Raw genomic sequence first — 16,481 nt, forward strand, 5'->3', positions numbered from 1 at the left:
GCCCGATGGCCGCCGGGCACGCCTCGGCGGCGGGCAGGCCGGTGCCGATGACGGCGGCGATCCGCTCGATGGCGTCGTCCAGGTCGCGGGACTGGACGGCGAGCGTGACGGCGAGGTCGATCCGCTGGGCGACCGAGGGCCCGGGGACGTGCCTGCCCTGCTCGGACCCCAACCGCTCGCCCAGTTCGGCGCCGTACCGGGCCGCCCGTACGACCTCGAACAGGTCGGCGCCGTCCACGCAGGCGGCCGCGGTGGCGGCGGCGATGGCCGCGGCGCCGGCGACGCCGATGTTCGTGTGGTGGCTGGGCACGCACGTCAGGTGCGCGGCGCGGACGGCGCCCTCGACGTCGCCGGGATGCACCAGGCCGGCGGGCGCGACCCGCATGGCGCCGCCGTTGCTGGCGCCCTCGCTCATGATGCGCCCGGCCTTGCCCACGTCCCAGGGGTCGTCACCGGCCTTGAGGCGTTCGATGGCCCGGCGCGTGGTGGGGCCGGCGAAGTGGGGGAAGTAGTCGGGGTTGCCGGACCAGCCGATGAGCAGGTCGGCCATGACCTCAGGGGTGATCTCGCCGCCGTGCTCGATGAGCGCCTCGGCCAGCAGCAGCATCTGGCTGGAGTCGTCGGTGATCTGCGCGGGCTTGCGCCCGACGGCGTACGGCGCGTCGGGCAGCGGCGCGTGGAAGCTCTCCACGCGCCGGCCGAACAGTTGCCGGATCTCCGGGATGGAGCGTTCCTCGGTGGGGGCGCCGAGCGCGTCGGCGATGCAGGCGGCGGCCAGGCTGCCGTGGATGCGGTCCAGAAGTGTGGTCATCGGATTCCTTGTAGACGGGGCGCGGGGTCGAGGGTGACGTTCCGCGCGTAGGTCTCGATGCCGGTGCCGGCATCGAGGTAGGCGCGCGAGCCTAGGTGGCTGACGCACAGGGAAGCGGTGGCGACGCCGGCGCGCAGGCTGTCGGCGAGGGAGTGGCCGAGGATCCATGACCCGGTAAACGCGCCGGCCAGCGCGTCCCCCGCTCCGGTGGTGTCCACGACGTCGATCTCCGGCCCGCGCGCGGTCCAGCTCTCCTCCCTGCTGTGGCACGCGGCGCCGCTCCGCCCGCCGGTCGCCACGACGACGCCGGCGCCGGCGGAGATGAGCAGCTCGGCGCAGCGCGCGGGGTCGCCGTCCGCCAGCACCTGGACCGTGCCCTGGTTGCAGAAGACGAGGTCGCTGTGGCGGGCGAGGGCACGCACCTGGTGCCACCGCCCGGCGACGGCGCCGGGTTCCAGATCCACGGCCACCCTGGCGCCGCTCGCGCGGGCGCGCGCGGCCAGGCCGGTCGCCCAGTCCAGGTCGTCCGCCAGCGGCGCGACGACCCGAGCGGTACGGAGCAGGTCGTCGGAGATCTGGTCGGCGGCGGGGATCTTCACCTCGGTCACGGCGCCTACGAGCGACTTCTCGCCGGTGTCGTCGAGCTGGATCACGCAGAACCAGGTGTGCTCGCCGGGGACGGTGATGCTGGCGGAGACGTCCACTCCCTGGACCGCGAGCCGGTCCAGGGCCTGGCGGCCTGGTTCGTCGGAGCCGACTGCGGTGGCCAGGGCGGCGCGCGCTCCTGCGAACCTCGCGGCGGCGGCCAGGTTGGCGCTCATGCCACCGCCGTACACGCCCACCAGCCGCCCGATCGCCTTGTCGTCGGCCGTGGCGATGTGCGGCACCCGTACGAAGTAGTCGACGCTGGCGTCACCCACCGCCAGCACGTCGACGGACGGGACAGCTGCGCTGGTCATCCGGCGGCCTTCCTGCTGATCAGGTTGTTCAGCAGGGCCGCGCCGATGAGGACCAGGCCGAGGATGCCGGTCTGTACGGAGTTGCCGACCTGGGCCAGCTGCAGCCCCCAGGACAGGACCACCACGACGCCGAGCGCCAGCAGGACGCCGCTGAGGTGGCCGCGCCCGCCGAAGATGTCGATGCCGCCGAGCACCGCGATGGTGATCGCCTGGAGCTCCATGCCGGTGCCCGCGCTGGGCCGGGCGGTGAGCAGCCAGGCGTTCGTCACCACGGCGCCGAGCGCGGCCAGCGCGCCGGACAGGCAGTAGAGGCGGAACCTGAGCCCGTTCACGTCGATCCCGGCCAGGCCGGCGGCCCTGTCGCTGGTGCCGACCTGGTGCAGGCGGCGGCCGAACGCGGTGCGGTTCTGCGCCCAGATCCCCAGCGCGAACATCGGCGCCAGGATCAGCAGGACCTGGGTGGGTACGCCGAGGATCGCGCTCTGCCCGAGCGCCGCGAAGCCCTCCCTGTCGAACCCGCCGAGCTGGCCGCCCTCTGTCAGCACCTGGGCGAGCGCGCCGTACAGGAAGAGCGTGCTCAGCGTGACGATCAGCGGCGGCAGGCCCAGCCGGGCGACCATGAGGCCGTTGACCGAGCCGAGCAGCGCGCCGAAGACCACGGCCGCCACCGCCGCCAGCCACGGGCTGAGCCCGAGGTTCTGGGCGAGCAGCCCCATGACGATCCCGGACAGGCTCAGCACGGACCCGACGGACAGGTCGATGCCGCCCCGGCCGCCGAGGATGACGAACGCCTGGCCGAGCGCCAGCAGGCCGATGACCGCGCCGTACTGCGTCATCGCCAGGAGATTGCCTATCTGCAGGAAGTACGGCGACAGCAGGCTCATCACCACGCCGAGCGCGACGACGAGCACGGCGAGGAACACCCTGCGGTCGCCCACGCGATCCCGGACCGATCGCCTGGTCAGGGCTTCCGTTGTCATTTCCGCGCTCCGATCCGCTTGTCGAGGGTGCGCCGGGTCAGGACGTCGAAGGCCACCGCGAGGGCGACCGCCACCCCCACGAGCACGCCGTTCCACAGCGGCGGCACGCCCATCAGCACGACGCCGTTCTGCAGCAGCGCGATGAAGACCAGGCCGCCGAGCGTGCGCAGCACGCCGCCCTCGCCGCCCAAAATGCTGGTGCCGCCGACGACCACGGCGGCGATGGCGGACAGGGTCAGCTCCTGGCCGGCCGTGGCCTGGACGACGCCCACCCTGCCCACGTAGATCAGCGCCGCGACGCCGACGAGGGCTCCGACGAGCACGTACGCGGCGAACGAGGTGCGAGCGACAGGCACGCCGAGCAGCCGGGCGCCCTCCGCGTCGTTGCCGATGGCGAACAGCCGCCGGCCGAACACGCGGCGCCGCAGGACGTAGGTGAAGATCCCGAACACCGCCAGGACGACCAGGCCCACCAGGGGGACGCCGCCGGCCCGGGCGGACCCGAGCAGGGACACGACAGGACCGGCGAACACGTCGGTGCTGTCCCACAGGAGGAACAGCACGGTCTTGAAGACGGCGGCCGTGCCGAGGGTGGCGATGATCGGGGAGATCCGCCCGCCGACGATCAGCCCGGCGTTGACGGCGCCGAGCGCGCCGCCGAGCAGCACCGAGACCAGTACCACGAGCAGCGGCGGCAGCCCGGAGACGAACAGGGTGGCGCCGACCCAGGCGACCACGCCCAGCATCGGGCCGACCGACACGTCGATCCCCGCCAGCAGCACGACCAGCGTCATGCCCGCCGCCAGCAGCGCGAGGTCGGCCGAGTTGATGACCACGTTGGCGAGGTTGGCGGCGGACAGGAAGTCGGGGGCGGCGAGGCCGAAGAAGATCACTTCGACGACGAGGAGGATGGGCAGCAGCGCGTCGCGCAGCAGGGTCAGCGTCCGGGTCGAGGGGGCAGCCACGGGGGAGAGGGTGGTCGTGGTCACCTGCTCACCCCCATGGTGGCGCGCAGCACGCCGTCCTCGGTCAGGTCCTGGCCGCTCAGCTCGGCGGCCATCCGGCCCTCGCGCATGACGTAGACCCGGTCGGAGACGGCCAGCAGCTCCGGTAGCTCGCTGGAGATGACCAGCACCGCCGTGCCGCCGCGGGCCACCTCCACCAGCCGCTGCTGGATGTCGGTCTTGGTGGCCACGTCGATGCCGCGGGTCGGCTCGTCCAGGATGAGGATCCTGGGCTCGGTGGCGAGCTGCCGGGCGAACAGCACCTTCTGCTGGTGTCCGCCGGACAGCCCGGTGACGGGGAAGCTCAGCGCCGGGGCCTTGATGCGCAGGCTGCGGACCCAGCCGCCGGCAAGCTCGCGCTCCTGGGCGCGGCGGATGACGCCGAGCCTGCCCAGCAGGGCGGGCAGCCGGGCGGCCGTGAGGTTGCTCAGCGTGTCCATGCCGGGGAAGATGCCCAGCGTCTTGCGGTCCTCCGGCAGGTAGGCGATCCCGTGCGCCATGGCGTCGCGCGGGCTTCGCGGCACGTACGGCCGGCCCTCCACACGCATCGATCCCGCGCTGGGCCGCAGCATGCCGAAGACGGTCAGCGCCAGCTCGGTACGTCCCGCGCCGACGAGCCCGTACAGGCCGACGACCTCGCCCGCGCGCACGGTCAGGCTTACGTCGGACAGCGTGCCGGGCACCGTGATCCGGTCGGCCTCCAGCACGACGGGGCCCGGATCGGAGGCCGACCGGCTGATCGTGGCGTTGACCGGCCTGCCGGACATCATCTCCAGAATCGCGTCGTGGTCCGCAGCCGCGGCGGGCAGGTCGCCGGCGAGCCGGCCGTCCTTCAGCACGATGAACCGGTCCGCGACGTGCGCCAGCTCCTCGAAGCGGTGGGTGATGTACAGGATGCCCACGCCGGCTTCCGACAGCCGCTCGACGATGCGGAAGAGCCGGCGGACCTCGGCGTCGGTGAGGATCGAGGTGGGCTCGTCCAGGATCAGCACCTTGGCCTCGACGTCGACGGCCCTGGCGATCAGGGCGAGCTGCTGCTCGGCCAGGCTGAGCGCGTCCATGCGGCGGCTGAGCAGCGCCACGGGCACGTCGAGCCGCTTGAACAGCTCTTCGCCGCGCCTGCGCATCCCGCGCCAGTCGACCTGGCCGAGGCGGTCGCGGGGCTCGCGGCCGACGAAGAGGTTCTCCAGCACGGACAGGCGCGGGAAGAACGACGGCTCCTGGTAGACGATGCTGACGCCGGCGGCCAGCGCGTCGCCGGGTGAGGCGGGCCGGTGCGGCGCGCCGTCCAGGGTCATCTCGCCGGCATCCGGGCGGTGCACGCCGGCGATGAGCTTGATCAGGGTGGACTTGCCGGCGCCGTTCTCGCCGAGCACGGCCAGCCGCTCCCCCGCGCCGAGCGTGAAGCCGACGTCGGTGAGGGCCGCGGTGGCTCCGAAGCTCTTGGACAGGCCGGAGACCGAGAGGATGGTCCGCACGTCGCTCCTAGTAATCGAACTTCGCGATGTTCGACTTGGTGAAGACCATCGGCGGGCCCAGCACCAGGGTCTTGCTGCCTGCTTCGTACTTCACCGGCTGCTGCAGGCCCGGCACGGACGACTCAGGGGCGATCTCCTTGCTGTCCAGGAGCTGCTTCATCGCCCAGACGGTCAGGTTTCCCAGCTTCGGCACGTCCCAGAGGACGGTGGAGGTCATCGAGCCCGACTCCACGAACGTGCGCGCCGTCTTGGGCGAGCCGAAGCCGGAGACCGCGACCTGGCCGGCCTTGCCGGCGTTCTGCACGGCCTGCGCCACGCCGGGCACCGCCGTCGAGGGCACCGCGATGATCCCCTTGAGGTCGGGGTACGCGGTCATGAGGTCCTGCGCCTCCTTGAGCGCCTGCGCGGTGTCGGTGGTGTAGCGCACGCCGCCCACGAGCTGGAGGTCCGGGTAGGCGGACTCCTGCCGCTTGCGCGCCTGCGCCACCCAGCTGTTGAAGGTCTGCGTGTCGGCGGCCCCGGACACGATGCCGTATTTGCCCTTGCCGCCCATCGCCTTGGCGATCTCGTCCATGACTGTCGATCCGAGCGCGGCGTCGGTGGCCTGCTGCACGAAGAGCTGGCGCTGGCTGTCGGGCGCGTCGGCGTCGGCGGTGACCACGACGATGCCCTTCTGCCGCGCCGCCGCGATGGCGGGGTTCATCGAGCGGGGGTCGAGCGGGGACACCGCGATCGCCGCGTAGCCCTGCTGGACGAGGCTGTTGAAGATGCGGACCTGCTCCGTCGCGTCGGCGGTGGCCGGTCCGGCCTGGGTGTACGACATGCCGAGCGACTGCGCCGTCTGCTCCGCACCGTGCTTGAAGGCGGAAAAGTAGGGGACGCCCTCCACCTGGGAGACGAAGGCGACCTTCGTACCGCCACCACCGCCACCGCCGCCGCTGGACGCGGCGCTGGGCCCGGCCGCACCTCCCACGGTCGAACAGGCCGCCAGCGCGGCCGCTGTCAGGGCTGCTACGAGCCCGGCTCTGATGTTTCGCATAACGCATCCCGACGAGACGACTGACAGGTCCAAAGGCGCGCCCCGTGCCGCCTGTGTCGAACAGGCTAGGAATCAGTACCGAACACTGTCAAGAGTTGTAGGTACAAATCCGAATCCTGTTGGTATATGTTGTGCTCGTTAACCGTTCACTGGTACCTCGGTCTGCGCAGGCTTTGCGAGCGAGGGGAGATGGGCCCGCATGACCAAGCGCCATGCGCACGAGATCGTTGCTGATTCGCTGCGTACACGGATCCTGGAAGGCCGGTACAAACCCGGGGAGCGGCTGCCGTCCGAGGGTGCGCTCACCGACGAGTACGGCGTCAGCAGGAACACGGTGCGCGTGGCGCTCGACCGCCTGGCCGCGGCCAACCTCATCACCCGGCGCCGAGGCTCGGGCAGCTACGTCAACGCGGAGATCGGCATCAGCCACTCGCTCGGCAGCCTGCGCAGCTTCACCACACTGCTGCGCGACCTGGGGCTGGAACCGGGCATCAGCGGGGTCGAGGTCCACCGCGACCCGAGCCCTCCGCTGGAGATACTCGGTTTCCTCCCCTCCGAGGTCGTCTGGCTGGTACGCAGGGTGCGGACCGGCTCGGGCTCGCCCTTCGCGCTGCTCGACTCCTGGCTTCCCGACCGCATCGGCTCCCGCATCGACCCCGAGGCACTGGCGCGGCGCCAGTCGCTCTACGCCTCGCTCGCCGAGGACCTCGACACCAAGGTCGCCGAGGCCACGGAGAGCATCCACGCGGAGGCCGCCGACGAGCGGGAGTCCCGCGTGCTCGGCGTCCCGCTCGGCAGTCCGCTGATCGTCATCAGGAGATGGACGTACGACCGGGCGGGCAGACCGGTGGAGTACACGCGCTCGGCGGCTCGCGGGGATCGCTACCGATATGTGGTCAAGCTGCGCGCGTAGAGCACGGGAGTGATCCACAGCAGCGGCGGGCATGTGATGGCCCGAGACGGCGGGAACCGGCGGCTCCAGCCTACTGCCCGTCGGTGACGTCATGCCGCCGCGTCAGCACGACGCCGGCCACGGTCATGGGAGTACCCATTTCTGGTTGGCGCCGCGCATATCTGGGACTGCCATACGTGCCAAGGCGTGGTCCCCGCCACGCATCCCGCTGCCTACACCGCCGCCCGTGGACGGCTGATCGTCACCAAGGGGTACTGCCCAGGTCATGCGCCCGCCACAGCGCGCGATTCCGGAGACCCCGGACCGACCGAGAGCGCAACATCCTCACACCGGTCGACGCCTGCAGTCTCCGCTTCAGCACCTCTGAGATGATTTGCTCGCTCTATGCGGGCGTGGGCTTGGGGCATTTCCCGTGCGTTTGGTCGCTCCGCCGAGCCGGGGCGTCATCGGCGGAGCGGCACAGCCTCCGCGTTGATGAGCGCGAGTCCGGTCCGGCGCCCCGTCGGCAGGGGGAGTAAAAGCGCGAGAGCGCCGTGCACGTGGTCCACGAGGCGTGCAGTGATCCAGGCCACTCCATTTCGGCGGGCACTGATGCCTGCTTGCGACGGTGGGACCTTCTCCGGCTGACCGCACCCAAGGCGGCGTGCCGCTGATCAATTCTTTTCTTCCACGTCGTCCTCCAACGGCAGCCCGAATCGCTGGATGCGTTCCGCCGCCTCCTCCTTCCTGGGATGGCCTCCATGTGACCTCCGACGCCCCGGACCTTCGCAAGGTTCACAGAATGCCCTGCCCTGGTCGCCCAGCGCACACATCCGTGATGGACCCACCGCCACCAGCGCCCTTCGCCACGAACGCCACACGAGCTCCGCCCTCGCCCCCACCCGAATTTCGACGCCCCTGGGCGAGGCCGTCGCAGTACACGTATCGCCGCCACTGCCGTGCTTTCCAACAGCCTTTCAGCGCTACAAGCCGTGGGCCCGCATGGCTTCCTCGCTGGTCAAGGATGCGCAGGGTCGTCAGGTGCTGTTCGGAGTTGATTGTTCGGCCGCGCAGCCTCGATGCCGAACAACGCCCGTGGGTTGGACAGTCAGCGGACCGGCATCGCATGGAATACCGCTCTTCTCTCTCTTCATCACGATTCAGCGGATTTCCCCTGATCATCAGCGAAGGAGAACCATGTCCGTTGTCAGGCGTCTGACAAGCGTCACGGCGCTGTGCGCGCTGGCCGTCGCCGTCTTCGCCGTATCGCCCGCCAATGCCGCGGCCCCGCCGCCCCCCACGGAACCGCCCGACGGGTGCTGGGGGACGGGACCGGTCGCGGTCGACCCCATGGGGGTCCGCTGGCAGACCCGTTATTGCCGTGCTTACCGCACGGGCGACGTCTACAACCACGTCCAAGGCGCGTGGACGCCCATCGGCAGGCTGAACGCGAGCGACAGCTGGTTCGTCTGCCAGGCCCACGGGCCGGAGAACCCACCCGTCCAGCAGTGGTACAACGACATCTGGCTCTACACTCTGGCCGACGAGGCCTGGGACTCCGATGGGTGGGGCAGCTTCCCTGCCACGCACGTCACCGGGGGCGTCAACTACGGCCCGATCCCCAATCTGCCGTGGTGCCCCTGGGAGAACACGCTCACCCGCAAGGGCGTGCCCGAGCGGACGGGGGTCCGCTCATGAGCCGGTTATCCCGTCTGTTCCGGTCGCGTGCCGTCCGCGTGCCGGCAGCGCTGTTCCTCGCGGCGACGGCCTGTTCGGTCGCCTCGACCAGCGCGACGGCGGTGGCCGCGGCCCCGCCGCCCTCGGACGCCGACGCCCACGAGCAGGCGCTGCGCATGGCCAGAGAACTCGGCAACAACTCCTACTTCGACGCCGACAAGGCCCCGCAGAGCCGTCCGACGAGTGGCCTGCTCGCCGCCGCGGCCGACTTCCCGACCACGCCTCCCCAGCCCGACACCAACGACTGCCTGGTCCAGCGCGAGGCGCGGCGCACGGCGGGCTGGACCTACAACCGGCTCCTGTGGTGCCAGGAGATCGAGCACGAGACCAAGTACGGGAAGCTGGATCAGTCAGGCAAGTGGGTCTACAAGGGAAGCATCTGGATTCGCTGGGAGATGGTGGCTCTGGGCAGCAACACCCAGCGGTCCATCCGGGTGTTCTGGCGGCCGGTGCCGGCCACCGTCCGCTACGTGAACTGGACGGCCACAGAGGATCCGAGCCAGCAGTTCTTCGGGGTGCAGCCCAAGTGCCGGGACACGGACCTGTGCACGACCGACCAGGTGGAGGACAGGACCACGTGGGAGAGGTGGAACACCACCACCCGGTGGACGTGGTGGGACGTCCATGCCCCGGCCTATCCCGGCGACGCAACCCGTGAGAAGCTCACCCGTCCGAGCTGGCACCTGGTCACCAACAGCAAGTCGGAGGCGTTTCCTGTGCCCTCGGGGGAGGGGAAGACCCTGGATCTGCCGCTGCGTTGCGACTCGGCCGACTATTTCTCCATCTTCGGCCGGCCGCACGACCAGGCCTGCGTGTTCACCAACGTGGTTCCGCACATCCAGTACAACCTCTCCAGCCCCAAGCATGGAGCTGTCGCCCGGCACATCCAGGACGCTCGGTTGAGCCCCGAAACCTGTTGAAGGCCGCAACGGCCTCGCTTGCCTCCGTCAGCCTGCCGGTTTCCATGAGTTCCGCGATCCGGTCGATCTCCCTGCCCAGCTGCTCCTGGCGCTCGTGGGAGACGGGCGGGGGAAGCAGCTCCGGTCGTAGATCCATGTCAGGCATTCTGCATGCGACGTTGCTTGCGGCGCTCTCGGTAGGCCCATACTCGGCACGCGTCTGAGCACCAGAGCCGAGGCAGACCACGGGGGTCGTCGCGAGGCAGGACAGCATCGCATCGACCGCATCGTCGGCGCGCTGTCCGGCCGGCGTGGCGGCAATCGCGAGAGCACCAACGAGACGGAGCAGGTGAAGTGAAAGAAGCTCCGCATGCCTCGCGTGAGTTCACGACCGGCGGTTGTGGCGCTGGTCGGAAACGTTCGGGGTGGCGCTGGCGGTATGCCAGTCGGCGGCAAGTGGCCGAACACCAGCGAGCTGCTCCCTTGCACTCCGAGGCGGAGCGGGGCGGCGCACCTCTCGCAGAGGAATCCGGCAAGGGTGCGCCGCAGCACGTCCTGAGTGCGTCCGCATGCGGCTGCGAGTCGGTCCAGCTGCGGGCGCCCTCGGAAGTCCGGTGACCCCTGTAAGTGCGCCCGCAGGAGGGTCGGTGCGAGGTGGTTTGCGATGGCCAGGCGTTCAACGTAGGAGGCGACGCTCTCACCTTGGTGATTTTCTCGCTGCCGGTTAGGAGCGCGTCCAGGGCCGCGCCGCGGATCGGCCTGTCGTTGACGAAGCTGCCACGAAGTACATCCGATAGTCGCTAGCCCAGGTCAGAGCGTGCCACCGGCCATCAGCAGCACCGCACTGGGCGAAAGACGCCTCCGCTTGGCAGAAGATCGCCATCGAAGGGCCCGGACCTCTTGGTGCGCGTTGGAGAATGATGATCTTGTGTTCAGCAGGCTCGGGGTTCGCTCAGTATCCGCCGAATATCCAACACATTTGCCTGACCAGCACAAACGCGCGGCAGAGGTGGACTCGTATCGTTCGGCAGGAGACCAGGGCGAGTTGCTCACCCCTTGGTCGACGCTGACGCTGCGGCGGCAGACCGGGTACACCGGGTGCCCGCCGACTGCTGCGATGGAACGGAAACCGGCGTTACCACGTCCTGAAGACCGCAATGGCAGTGTGCGACTGACCTTGGGAGAACGCCGTCAACGCCGGATTCCGTTCCAAATCTCTCTGACCCCCGAACACGTCGATAGACGGTGACCGCCCTGACCTTCTCGGACTCCGGTAGGTTTCGCCCTGCTGCGGTATGATTTGGACGGTTGGCTAGCTGGCAATCTGTCGACTCACCCGGGAGCCGAGGTGGCTCTGCCCGTTCATCCCGTCCGGCCAGGCGTCGATGATCAGCCGGCCGGTGGCGCTCTCTTACGCCTTCAGATCCTGGGCCCGTTGCGGGTGTGGCGCGATGGTGTCGAACTGGATGCCGGCCCCCGGCAACAGGCTTATCTGCTGGCCCTGCTTCTGGCCCGGGTGGGCAGGCCGGTCAGCACGAGTGAGCTGATCGACCTGGTCTGGGACCACGAGGTCCCCAACAGCGCGCTCAACGTCATCCAAAAATACGTCGGCGCATTGCGGCGACTGCTCGAACCCGCGACCCCCGCCCGTAAATCCGGCTCATACCTGCACCACCGCAGCGGCTCCTACCAGTTCACCGCCGCCCCCGGCACCCTGGACCTCCGCACCTTCCGGGAACTCGTCGAGACCGCCAAGGCGGCCCTGGCACGGCAACGCCTGGAAACGGCGCTCGATCGCTATGTCGAAGCGCTCGGCCTCTGGCGGGGCCGTGCGGGCGACGGGTTCACGCACCGATCGAACGCGCTGCCGACCTTCGCCGCCCTCGACGACGAGTTTCACGCCGCGTGCACCGAAGCAGCCGAACTGGCGGTGTCGCTGGGCCGACCGGCGGGGGTGCTGCCGGCGTTGCAGCTGGCCGCATCGATGGCGCCGTTCCACGAACCCGTACAGGCCGGCCTCATCTCCATCCTCGGGGCGGCGGGACGCCAGGCGGAGGCACTGTCGGTGTTCCGCGAGGTCCGCGCCCGCCTTGCCGACGAACTCGGTATCGATCCTGGCCCGGAGTTGCAAGCCGCACACCTGCGAGTGCTGTCGCAGCCCTCGGCGTCGCCGCTCGTGGCGCGTACGGACGGTGGGGATGACGGCGCGTCGGCGCGAACGGCAGCCGGGCTGGTCGGCCGGGCCGAGGAACTCGCCCTACTGCGGCAATCGGTCGAGATGGCGTTCACCGGCCGCCCAGCGCTCCGTATCGTCGAAGGCGAGCCGGGCGTAGGCAAAACCCGCCTGGTACGAGAGATCGCCACCGAAGCGAGCCGGCGTGGCGCGCTGGTCGTCTGGGGTTCGTGCCTGGAAGGCGACGGAACACCGTCGATGTGGCCCTGGGAACAGACGCTCCGCCCGATTCTCGACAGCCTGCCCGCGCCGCTGCGGGAGAAGTGGCTCGCCAGTGAGCTCGGCAGCCTCCTGGAATCGCGAGACGACTACGCCGCCGCGCCGGCCATTCCCGACAGCGGTGCCCAGTTTCGCCTGTTCGAGCAGGTCGTCACCGCCGTTGGGCAGGCCTCGGCGCAACGGCCCACGCTGCTGATCGTCGATGACCTCCAATGGGCCGACGCCGCCTCGCTCCAGCTGTTCGGCCACCTGACGGCCCGGCTACCCGCCGGCACGGTGATCATCGGTGCGCTACGCGATCGAGCACCCACGCCCGGCTCTGATCTGTCGCGGGTCCTGGCCGCGGCCAGCCGGCTGCCCGGCCACCGCAGGATCCGGCTCGGCCCGCTCGGCTTGACCGACGTGACCGAGCTCATCCGCCGCGAGACCGGCCACGATCCCGGTGCTGAAGTCGCCCGCGGCATCCATGCCCGCACCGCCGGCAACCCGTTCTTCGTCCAGGAGCTGTCCCGGCTGCTCAGCGACGGCGGCTCGCTCAGCGACGGCGGCTCGCTCGGCGACGGCGGCGCGTCAGTACGGGCCGGCGTGCCGGCCACTGTGCGAGACGTCGTCCGCGATCGGATGTCCGGTCTCGACGACAGCGCTCACGGCCTGCTGCGCATCGCCGCGGTCATCGGCCGCGACGTGGACCTGGACCTGCTCGCCCGCGCGATCGGCGTCGATGTCGCGGACTGCCTCGAACGCCTCGAACCGCTGCAAGCACTCGGTCTCCTGGAGACCAAGCCGGAAGACCCGTTCTCGTGGCGCTTCGCGCACGACCTGGTCCGCGAGTCGGTCACCGAGACCATTGCGCGGCGGCAGGCCGTCCAGCTGCATCTGCGCGTCGCCGACGCCCTCGAACACATCCATGCGGACGACGAGTCCGTCGCCGAACGCCTCGCCTACCACCTGCGGGGCGCCGGCCCCCTGGCCGACCCGGTTCGCACCGCGGAGGCACTGGCGCGCGCCGGTCGCCGCGCGGCGACCAAGCTCGCGTTCGCGGCCGCCTATCGGAACCTGGAATCGGCCGTCCAGATCGCCCGGACGGCAGGGCTGCTGGAGCTGGAACTGTCCGTCCTGTCGCTGCTCAACCTCCTCGCCGTCGAGCCCCCGGGAATGGGCGGCTCGACGTTCGATCTGCTGGAACGGGGCGCATATCTTGCCCGCAGACTCGGCCGCGAGACGGCTGAGGCCGAGTTTCTCTTCGTTCGGATGACCGGGGCCTACGTCTCCACCGAGAAAGACCGTGGGGTGTGGGCTCGCCGGCTGCATGAGCAAGGCCAGGCGTCCGCGAACCCGATCATCCAGGCGTACGGCCGGCAGGCCTGGGGCCTGTACCACTGGGACATCGGCGACATCGGTGCGGCGTATCAGTGTTTCAGCTGGGTAGGCCGTACCACTGCGGACGGCATTGCCTCGCTGCTCGCGAACTCGGCCGACCCGCACCCGGGGCCGGCTCAGGAAAGCATGTACCACCTTGCCTGCCGGGTCGGGGGCGTCCCGGTTCGACGCCGCGACGACCTCGGACGTTGGCGGATCCAGGATGAGTGGGTCGGTTATCTGGCCGTGATCACCACGCTGCATGGCGATGTCGAGACGGGACGGTCCCTGCTCGGCACGGTGTACCAGGCCGAGGGAGACCCCTTTGAGATGTCGGGCTGGACCCGCTACCAAACCATGGCCGCCACGATGGCCGGTGACACGACCTGGACGATGCACGCGACCGAGCGGTGGGTCGCGGCCAGCGCCGACCGTCCCGGCGTCGCGCAGGAAGCCTACATACGGCTGGACTGGTACTGGGCCCGTGCCCTCACCGGTGACGACCCGGCCGGCACCGCGGCCAAGGCCGAACATCTCCTGGCCGCGACCCTGCTCGACCCGCCGAGATGGGGCCTCGCCTACTGGTACGGACTGATCGCCGAGATGTGGCTGGCAGCCGAGATGCCCGACAAGGCCGCGACCGCCCTCGACCGGGCCGACCAGGCCGTCAAGGCCCACGGCCAACGCTATGCCGAAGGACTTCTCCTGTTGCTGCGCGCCCGCCTGCTGCACGCCCGCGGCGAACCCGTCGACGTCGTGCGAGCCGCCGCCGACGAAGCCCGCGCCCGATCCGGCGAACGCGGGGCCCACCTCTTCGCCCGCCGCGCCGAGAGGTTCCTGGCCGATCTCGACCAGAATCCGGCAGGATGTTGATCGCGATGCGGCGAGATGGGGTCGGCTACGCGTCGGCCATTCGCGTTGTGTTGCGGAGCAGGCCCAGTCCGGCCAAGCCGGCCGCGGTGTCCAGGATCGTCTCCTCGATCGGCCGGGGTGACCTTGAGCGCCCATTCGCGCTCGTACATCCCCCCGCTGTCGTCCACCCAGGCGATCACCGGCCGCCCATGGCCGTCCAGGGTCATGGCCACGCTATTGGCGAGGTACTGGATCCTGGCCACGACGGCGGTCTCGCACGTGCCGCCCGAGCAGGTGGCCAGCACGATCTGTCGGGCGTCACGATCCTCGTAGGCCACCAGCGCCCGCCCTGCCGCGTCCAGTACCAGGGCGGGCAGCCGACGCAAGCGATCCGGACCCGCCAGCGCGACCTTGTCGATCTGAGCGCAGGTCCGGTCACGGCGGTCGAGGAGGCTGATCGAGCCGTCCGACACGTCGCGGCGTACGATGACCGGCCGCCCGTCTGCTCGCATGGCCATGGACACGTTGCCGCGCTTGCGGCTGGAGTGCTGGCTCCCCGAAAACCCGGAATCTGCCCTGCCCTCCTCGAGCTTTGTCACCCGCGGGGTCGTGCAGGCCGCGTCGGCGCAGGCGATCACGGACATGGCGCCGGTCTTGGAGTCGGCGCGCGCGGCCACCGCCCGGTCGTCCGCGCCGACCACCAGCGCCAGGGCGCGCTCATCGTTGTCCCCGGAGGTCGCGTCCAGGTTAGCGGACATCTTGCGCTCGGGCCGGGAACAGATCGGGTCGTCGCAGAACGTGAACGAGACCATATGCGGAGCTCGCTTGGCCCGGCTCGCAAAGTTCTCGCGCGTTCGCACGACGACCAAGCCGCCGTTCGGCCGTACGGCCACGGCGTCGGCGCCGAATCTGTAACTGATGGGCCCGGAGAGCGGTTTGCCCCCCTCCGGGGAAATACACCCTTCCCGGTCGCAGATCAGCAGGCCGAGCCGGACCGTGGGTATGCGTCGGGGCGGCTCGCCGGGGTCCTTCGTCCAGACGGCCAGGACCAGGCGCCCGTCGGCCAGCCGAGCGCTGCCCGCCACGAGGCCGAACTGGTTCTGCCCGCGTGCCCACGTGAGCGTGGTGTCGCGGCATTTGGCATCCTCGCATGCGAGCAAGCTGGTCCCGACCGAGCCGTTCCGGCTTTTTTCGTTGTCCATGACCATCGTCAGCGGCCGGTCCGTGCCGGAGTACAGGGCACGCAGGTCAACGGAGTAGGGACCGAGACCGCCGCCGCCCGAGCTTTTCGAATCCCGCGTCCATCCCTCTGCGACGGTCGTCTCCGCGTTCGTCTCCGCGTTCGTCTTCGCGACCTCCGCCCAGCCGAGCGGGTTGATCAGGGCGACGCCGCCGTACAGCAGGCCCGGCAGCGCCAGCGCCGCGACCACCCGGACGGGCCTGGCGGGAGCGGGCGGACCGTCGGGGAGCAGGCGCGAGACCTCCTCGGACACCCTTTCCCGCTCGCTCTCGTGCGGCAGGAACAGGAACATCCTGGCGAGCACGACCGCCTGGAAGACAGCGGTCAGCACGCCCGCCACGCCGTACCCCACACCCGTGACGGCCGTCGCGATCGAGTCGGGCAACAGCGGCATGAGCCGGTCCAGTCCCTGCCAGGCCAGCGCGGGCACCCCCACCACGCCCACGAGCAGCGTGACCCCGGCGTACGTCAGCCTGCCGCCGGCCAGGCGATGGCCGCGGCCGAGCGCCCGCCATCCCGAACGCCCTTCCAGGATCACGGCCGGCATGGCCAGCAGGAACGGCGCCGCGAGCGCCGCGAGCACCACCATGACGAGGATCGACAACCACCACTGAGCGGTCACCCACGCCACGCCGAGCCCGGCGGCCACGATCGCCGCCCACCCGAGCAGCATGATCGCACCGGCCGCGAGCATGGCGGGCGCGCGCCGCAGCGCGGTCCGCAGCGCGACGGATGGCGACACGGAGCGGTTGAGCATCAGCCCCGCCGCCATCAGCCCC

10 protein-coding genes are annotated in these 16,481 nt (G+C 70.3%); 4 read left to right on the forward strand and 6 right to left on the reverse strand.

Features of this window, described 5'->3' with window-relative positions; all coding sequences use genetic code 11:
* From ACWDX9_RS47410 to ACWDX9_RS47435, 6 genes are all read right to left on the reverse strand, one after another.
* A partial coding sequence (locus ACWDX9_RS47410; RefSeq protein ID WP_449967195.1) for an ADP-ribosylglycohydrolase family protein occupies positions 1-811 on the reverse strand: 811 nt, incomplete at its 3' end.
* Positions 808-1,770, reverse strand: coding sequence for a carbohydrate kinase family protein (locus ACWDX9_RS47415; protein WP_449967198.1), 963 nt, complete (start codon positions 1,768-1,770; stop codon positions 808-810). The genes ACWDX9_RS47415 and ACWDX9_RS47410, both read right to left, overlap by 4 nt.
* A complete protein-coding gene (locus tag ACWDX9_RS47420; protein WP_449967201.1) occupies positions 1,767-2,750 on the reverse strand; it encodes an ABC transporter permease in 984 nt (327 codons plus the stop codon). Before ACWDX9_RS47420 ends, ACWDX9_RS47415 begins: the two co-directional genes overlap by 4 nt.
* On the reverse strand, positions 2,747-3,739 hold the full coding sequence (locus ACWDX9_RS47425; protein ID WP_449967204.1) for an ABC transporter permease: 993 nt from the start codon (positions 3,737-3,739) through the stop codon (positions 2,747-2,749). Before ACWDX9_RS47425 ends, ACWDX9_RS47420 begins: the two co-directional genes overlap by 4 nt.
* Complete coding sequence (locus tag ACWDX9_RS47430; protein ID WP_449967206.1) at positions 3,736-5,232, reverse strand: sugar ABC transporter ATP-binding protein; 1,497 nt, start codon at positions 5,230-5,232, stop codon at positions 3,736-3,738. Before ACWDX9_RS47430 ends, ACWDX9_RS47425 begins: the two co-directional genes overlap by 4 nt.
* Positions 5,233-5,239: 7 nt before the next feature.
* Complete coding sequence (locus ACWDX9_RS47435; protein WP_449967208.1) at positions 5,240-6,271, reverse strand: autoinducer 2 ABC transporter substrate-binding protein; 1,032 nt, start codon at positions 6,269-6,271, stop codon at positions 5,240-5,242.
* Positions 6,272-6,470: 199 nt separating this feature from the next.
* Here ACWDX9_RS47435 and ACWDX9_RS47440 point away from each other — a divergent pair, with 199 nt between their 5' ends.
* The 4 genes from ACWDX9_RS47440 to ACWDX9_RS47455 all read left to right on the forward strand — a co-directional run bounded on the left by ACWDX9_RS47440 (position 6,471) and on the right by ACWDX9_RS47455 (position 14,483).
* Positions 6,471-7,184 (forward strand): GntR family transcriptional regulator, encoded by a 714-nt coding sequence (locus tag ACWDX9_RS47440; protein ID WP_355196157.1) that lies wholly within the window; start codon positions 6,471-6,473, stop codon positions 7,182-7,184.
* Between the two features lie 1,176 nt (positions 7,185-8,360).
* Entirely contained in the window at positions 8,361-8,861 is a 501-nt protein-coding gene (locus tag ACWDX9_RS47445; RefSeq protein WP_449967211.1) for a hypothetical protein, read from the forward strand.
* Positions 8,858-9,820, forward strand: a complete 963-nt coding sequence (locus tag ACWDX9_RS47450) for a hypothetical protein (protein ID WP_449967213.1) — start codon at positions 8,858-8,860, stop codon at positions 9,818-9,820. Before ACWDX9_RS47445 ends, ACWDX9_RS47450 begins: the two co-directional genes overlap by 4 nt.
* 1,420 nt (positions 9,821-11,240) lie before the next feature.
* Positions 11,241-14,483, forward strand: coding sequence for a BTAD domain-containing putative transcriptional regulator (locus ACWDX9_RS47455; protein ID WP_449967215.1), 3,243 nt, complete (start codon positions 11,241-11,243; stop codon positions 14,481-14,483).
* Positions 14,484-16,481 lie beyond the last annotated feature (1,998 nt).

Source organism: Nonomuraea sp. NPDC003201 (assembly GCF_053590415.1).

Bases quoted from the DNA above. Each gene is read 5' to 3' on its own strand.
- ACWDX9_RS47415 (WP_449967198.1), bottom strand. From the start codon at position 1,770: ATGACCAGCGCAGCTGTCCCGTCCGTCGACGTGCTGGCGGTGGGTGAC.
- ACWDX9_RS47420 (WP_449967201.1), bottom strand. From the start codon at position 2,750: ATGACAACGGAAGCCCTGACCAGGCGATCGGTCCGGGATCGCGTGGGC.
- ACWDX9_RS47435 (WP_449967208.1), bottom strand. From the start codon at position 6,271: ATGCGAAACATCAGAGCCGGGCTCGTAGCAGCCCTGACAGCGGCCGCG.
- ACWDX9_RS47440 (WP_355196157.1), top strand. From the start codon at position 6,471: ATGACCAAGCGCCATGCGCACGAGATCGTTGCTGATTCGCTGCGTACA.
- ACWDX9_RS47445 (WP_449967211.1), top strand. From the start codon at position 8,361: ATGTCCGTTGTCAGGCGTCTGACAAGCGTCACGGCGCTGTGCGCGCTG.
- ACWDX9_RS47450 (WP_449967213.1), top strand. From the start codon at position 8,858: ATGAGCCGGTTATCCCGTCTGTTCCGGTCGCGTGCCGTCCGCGTGCCG.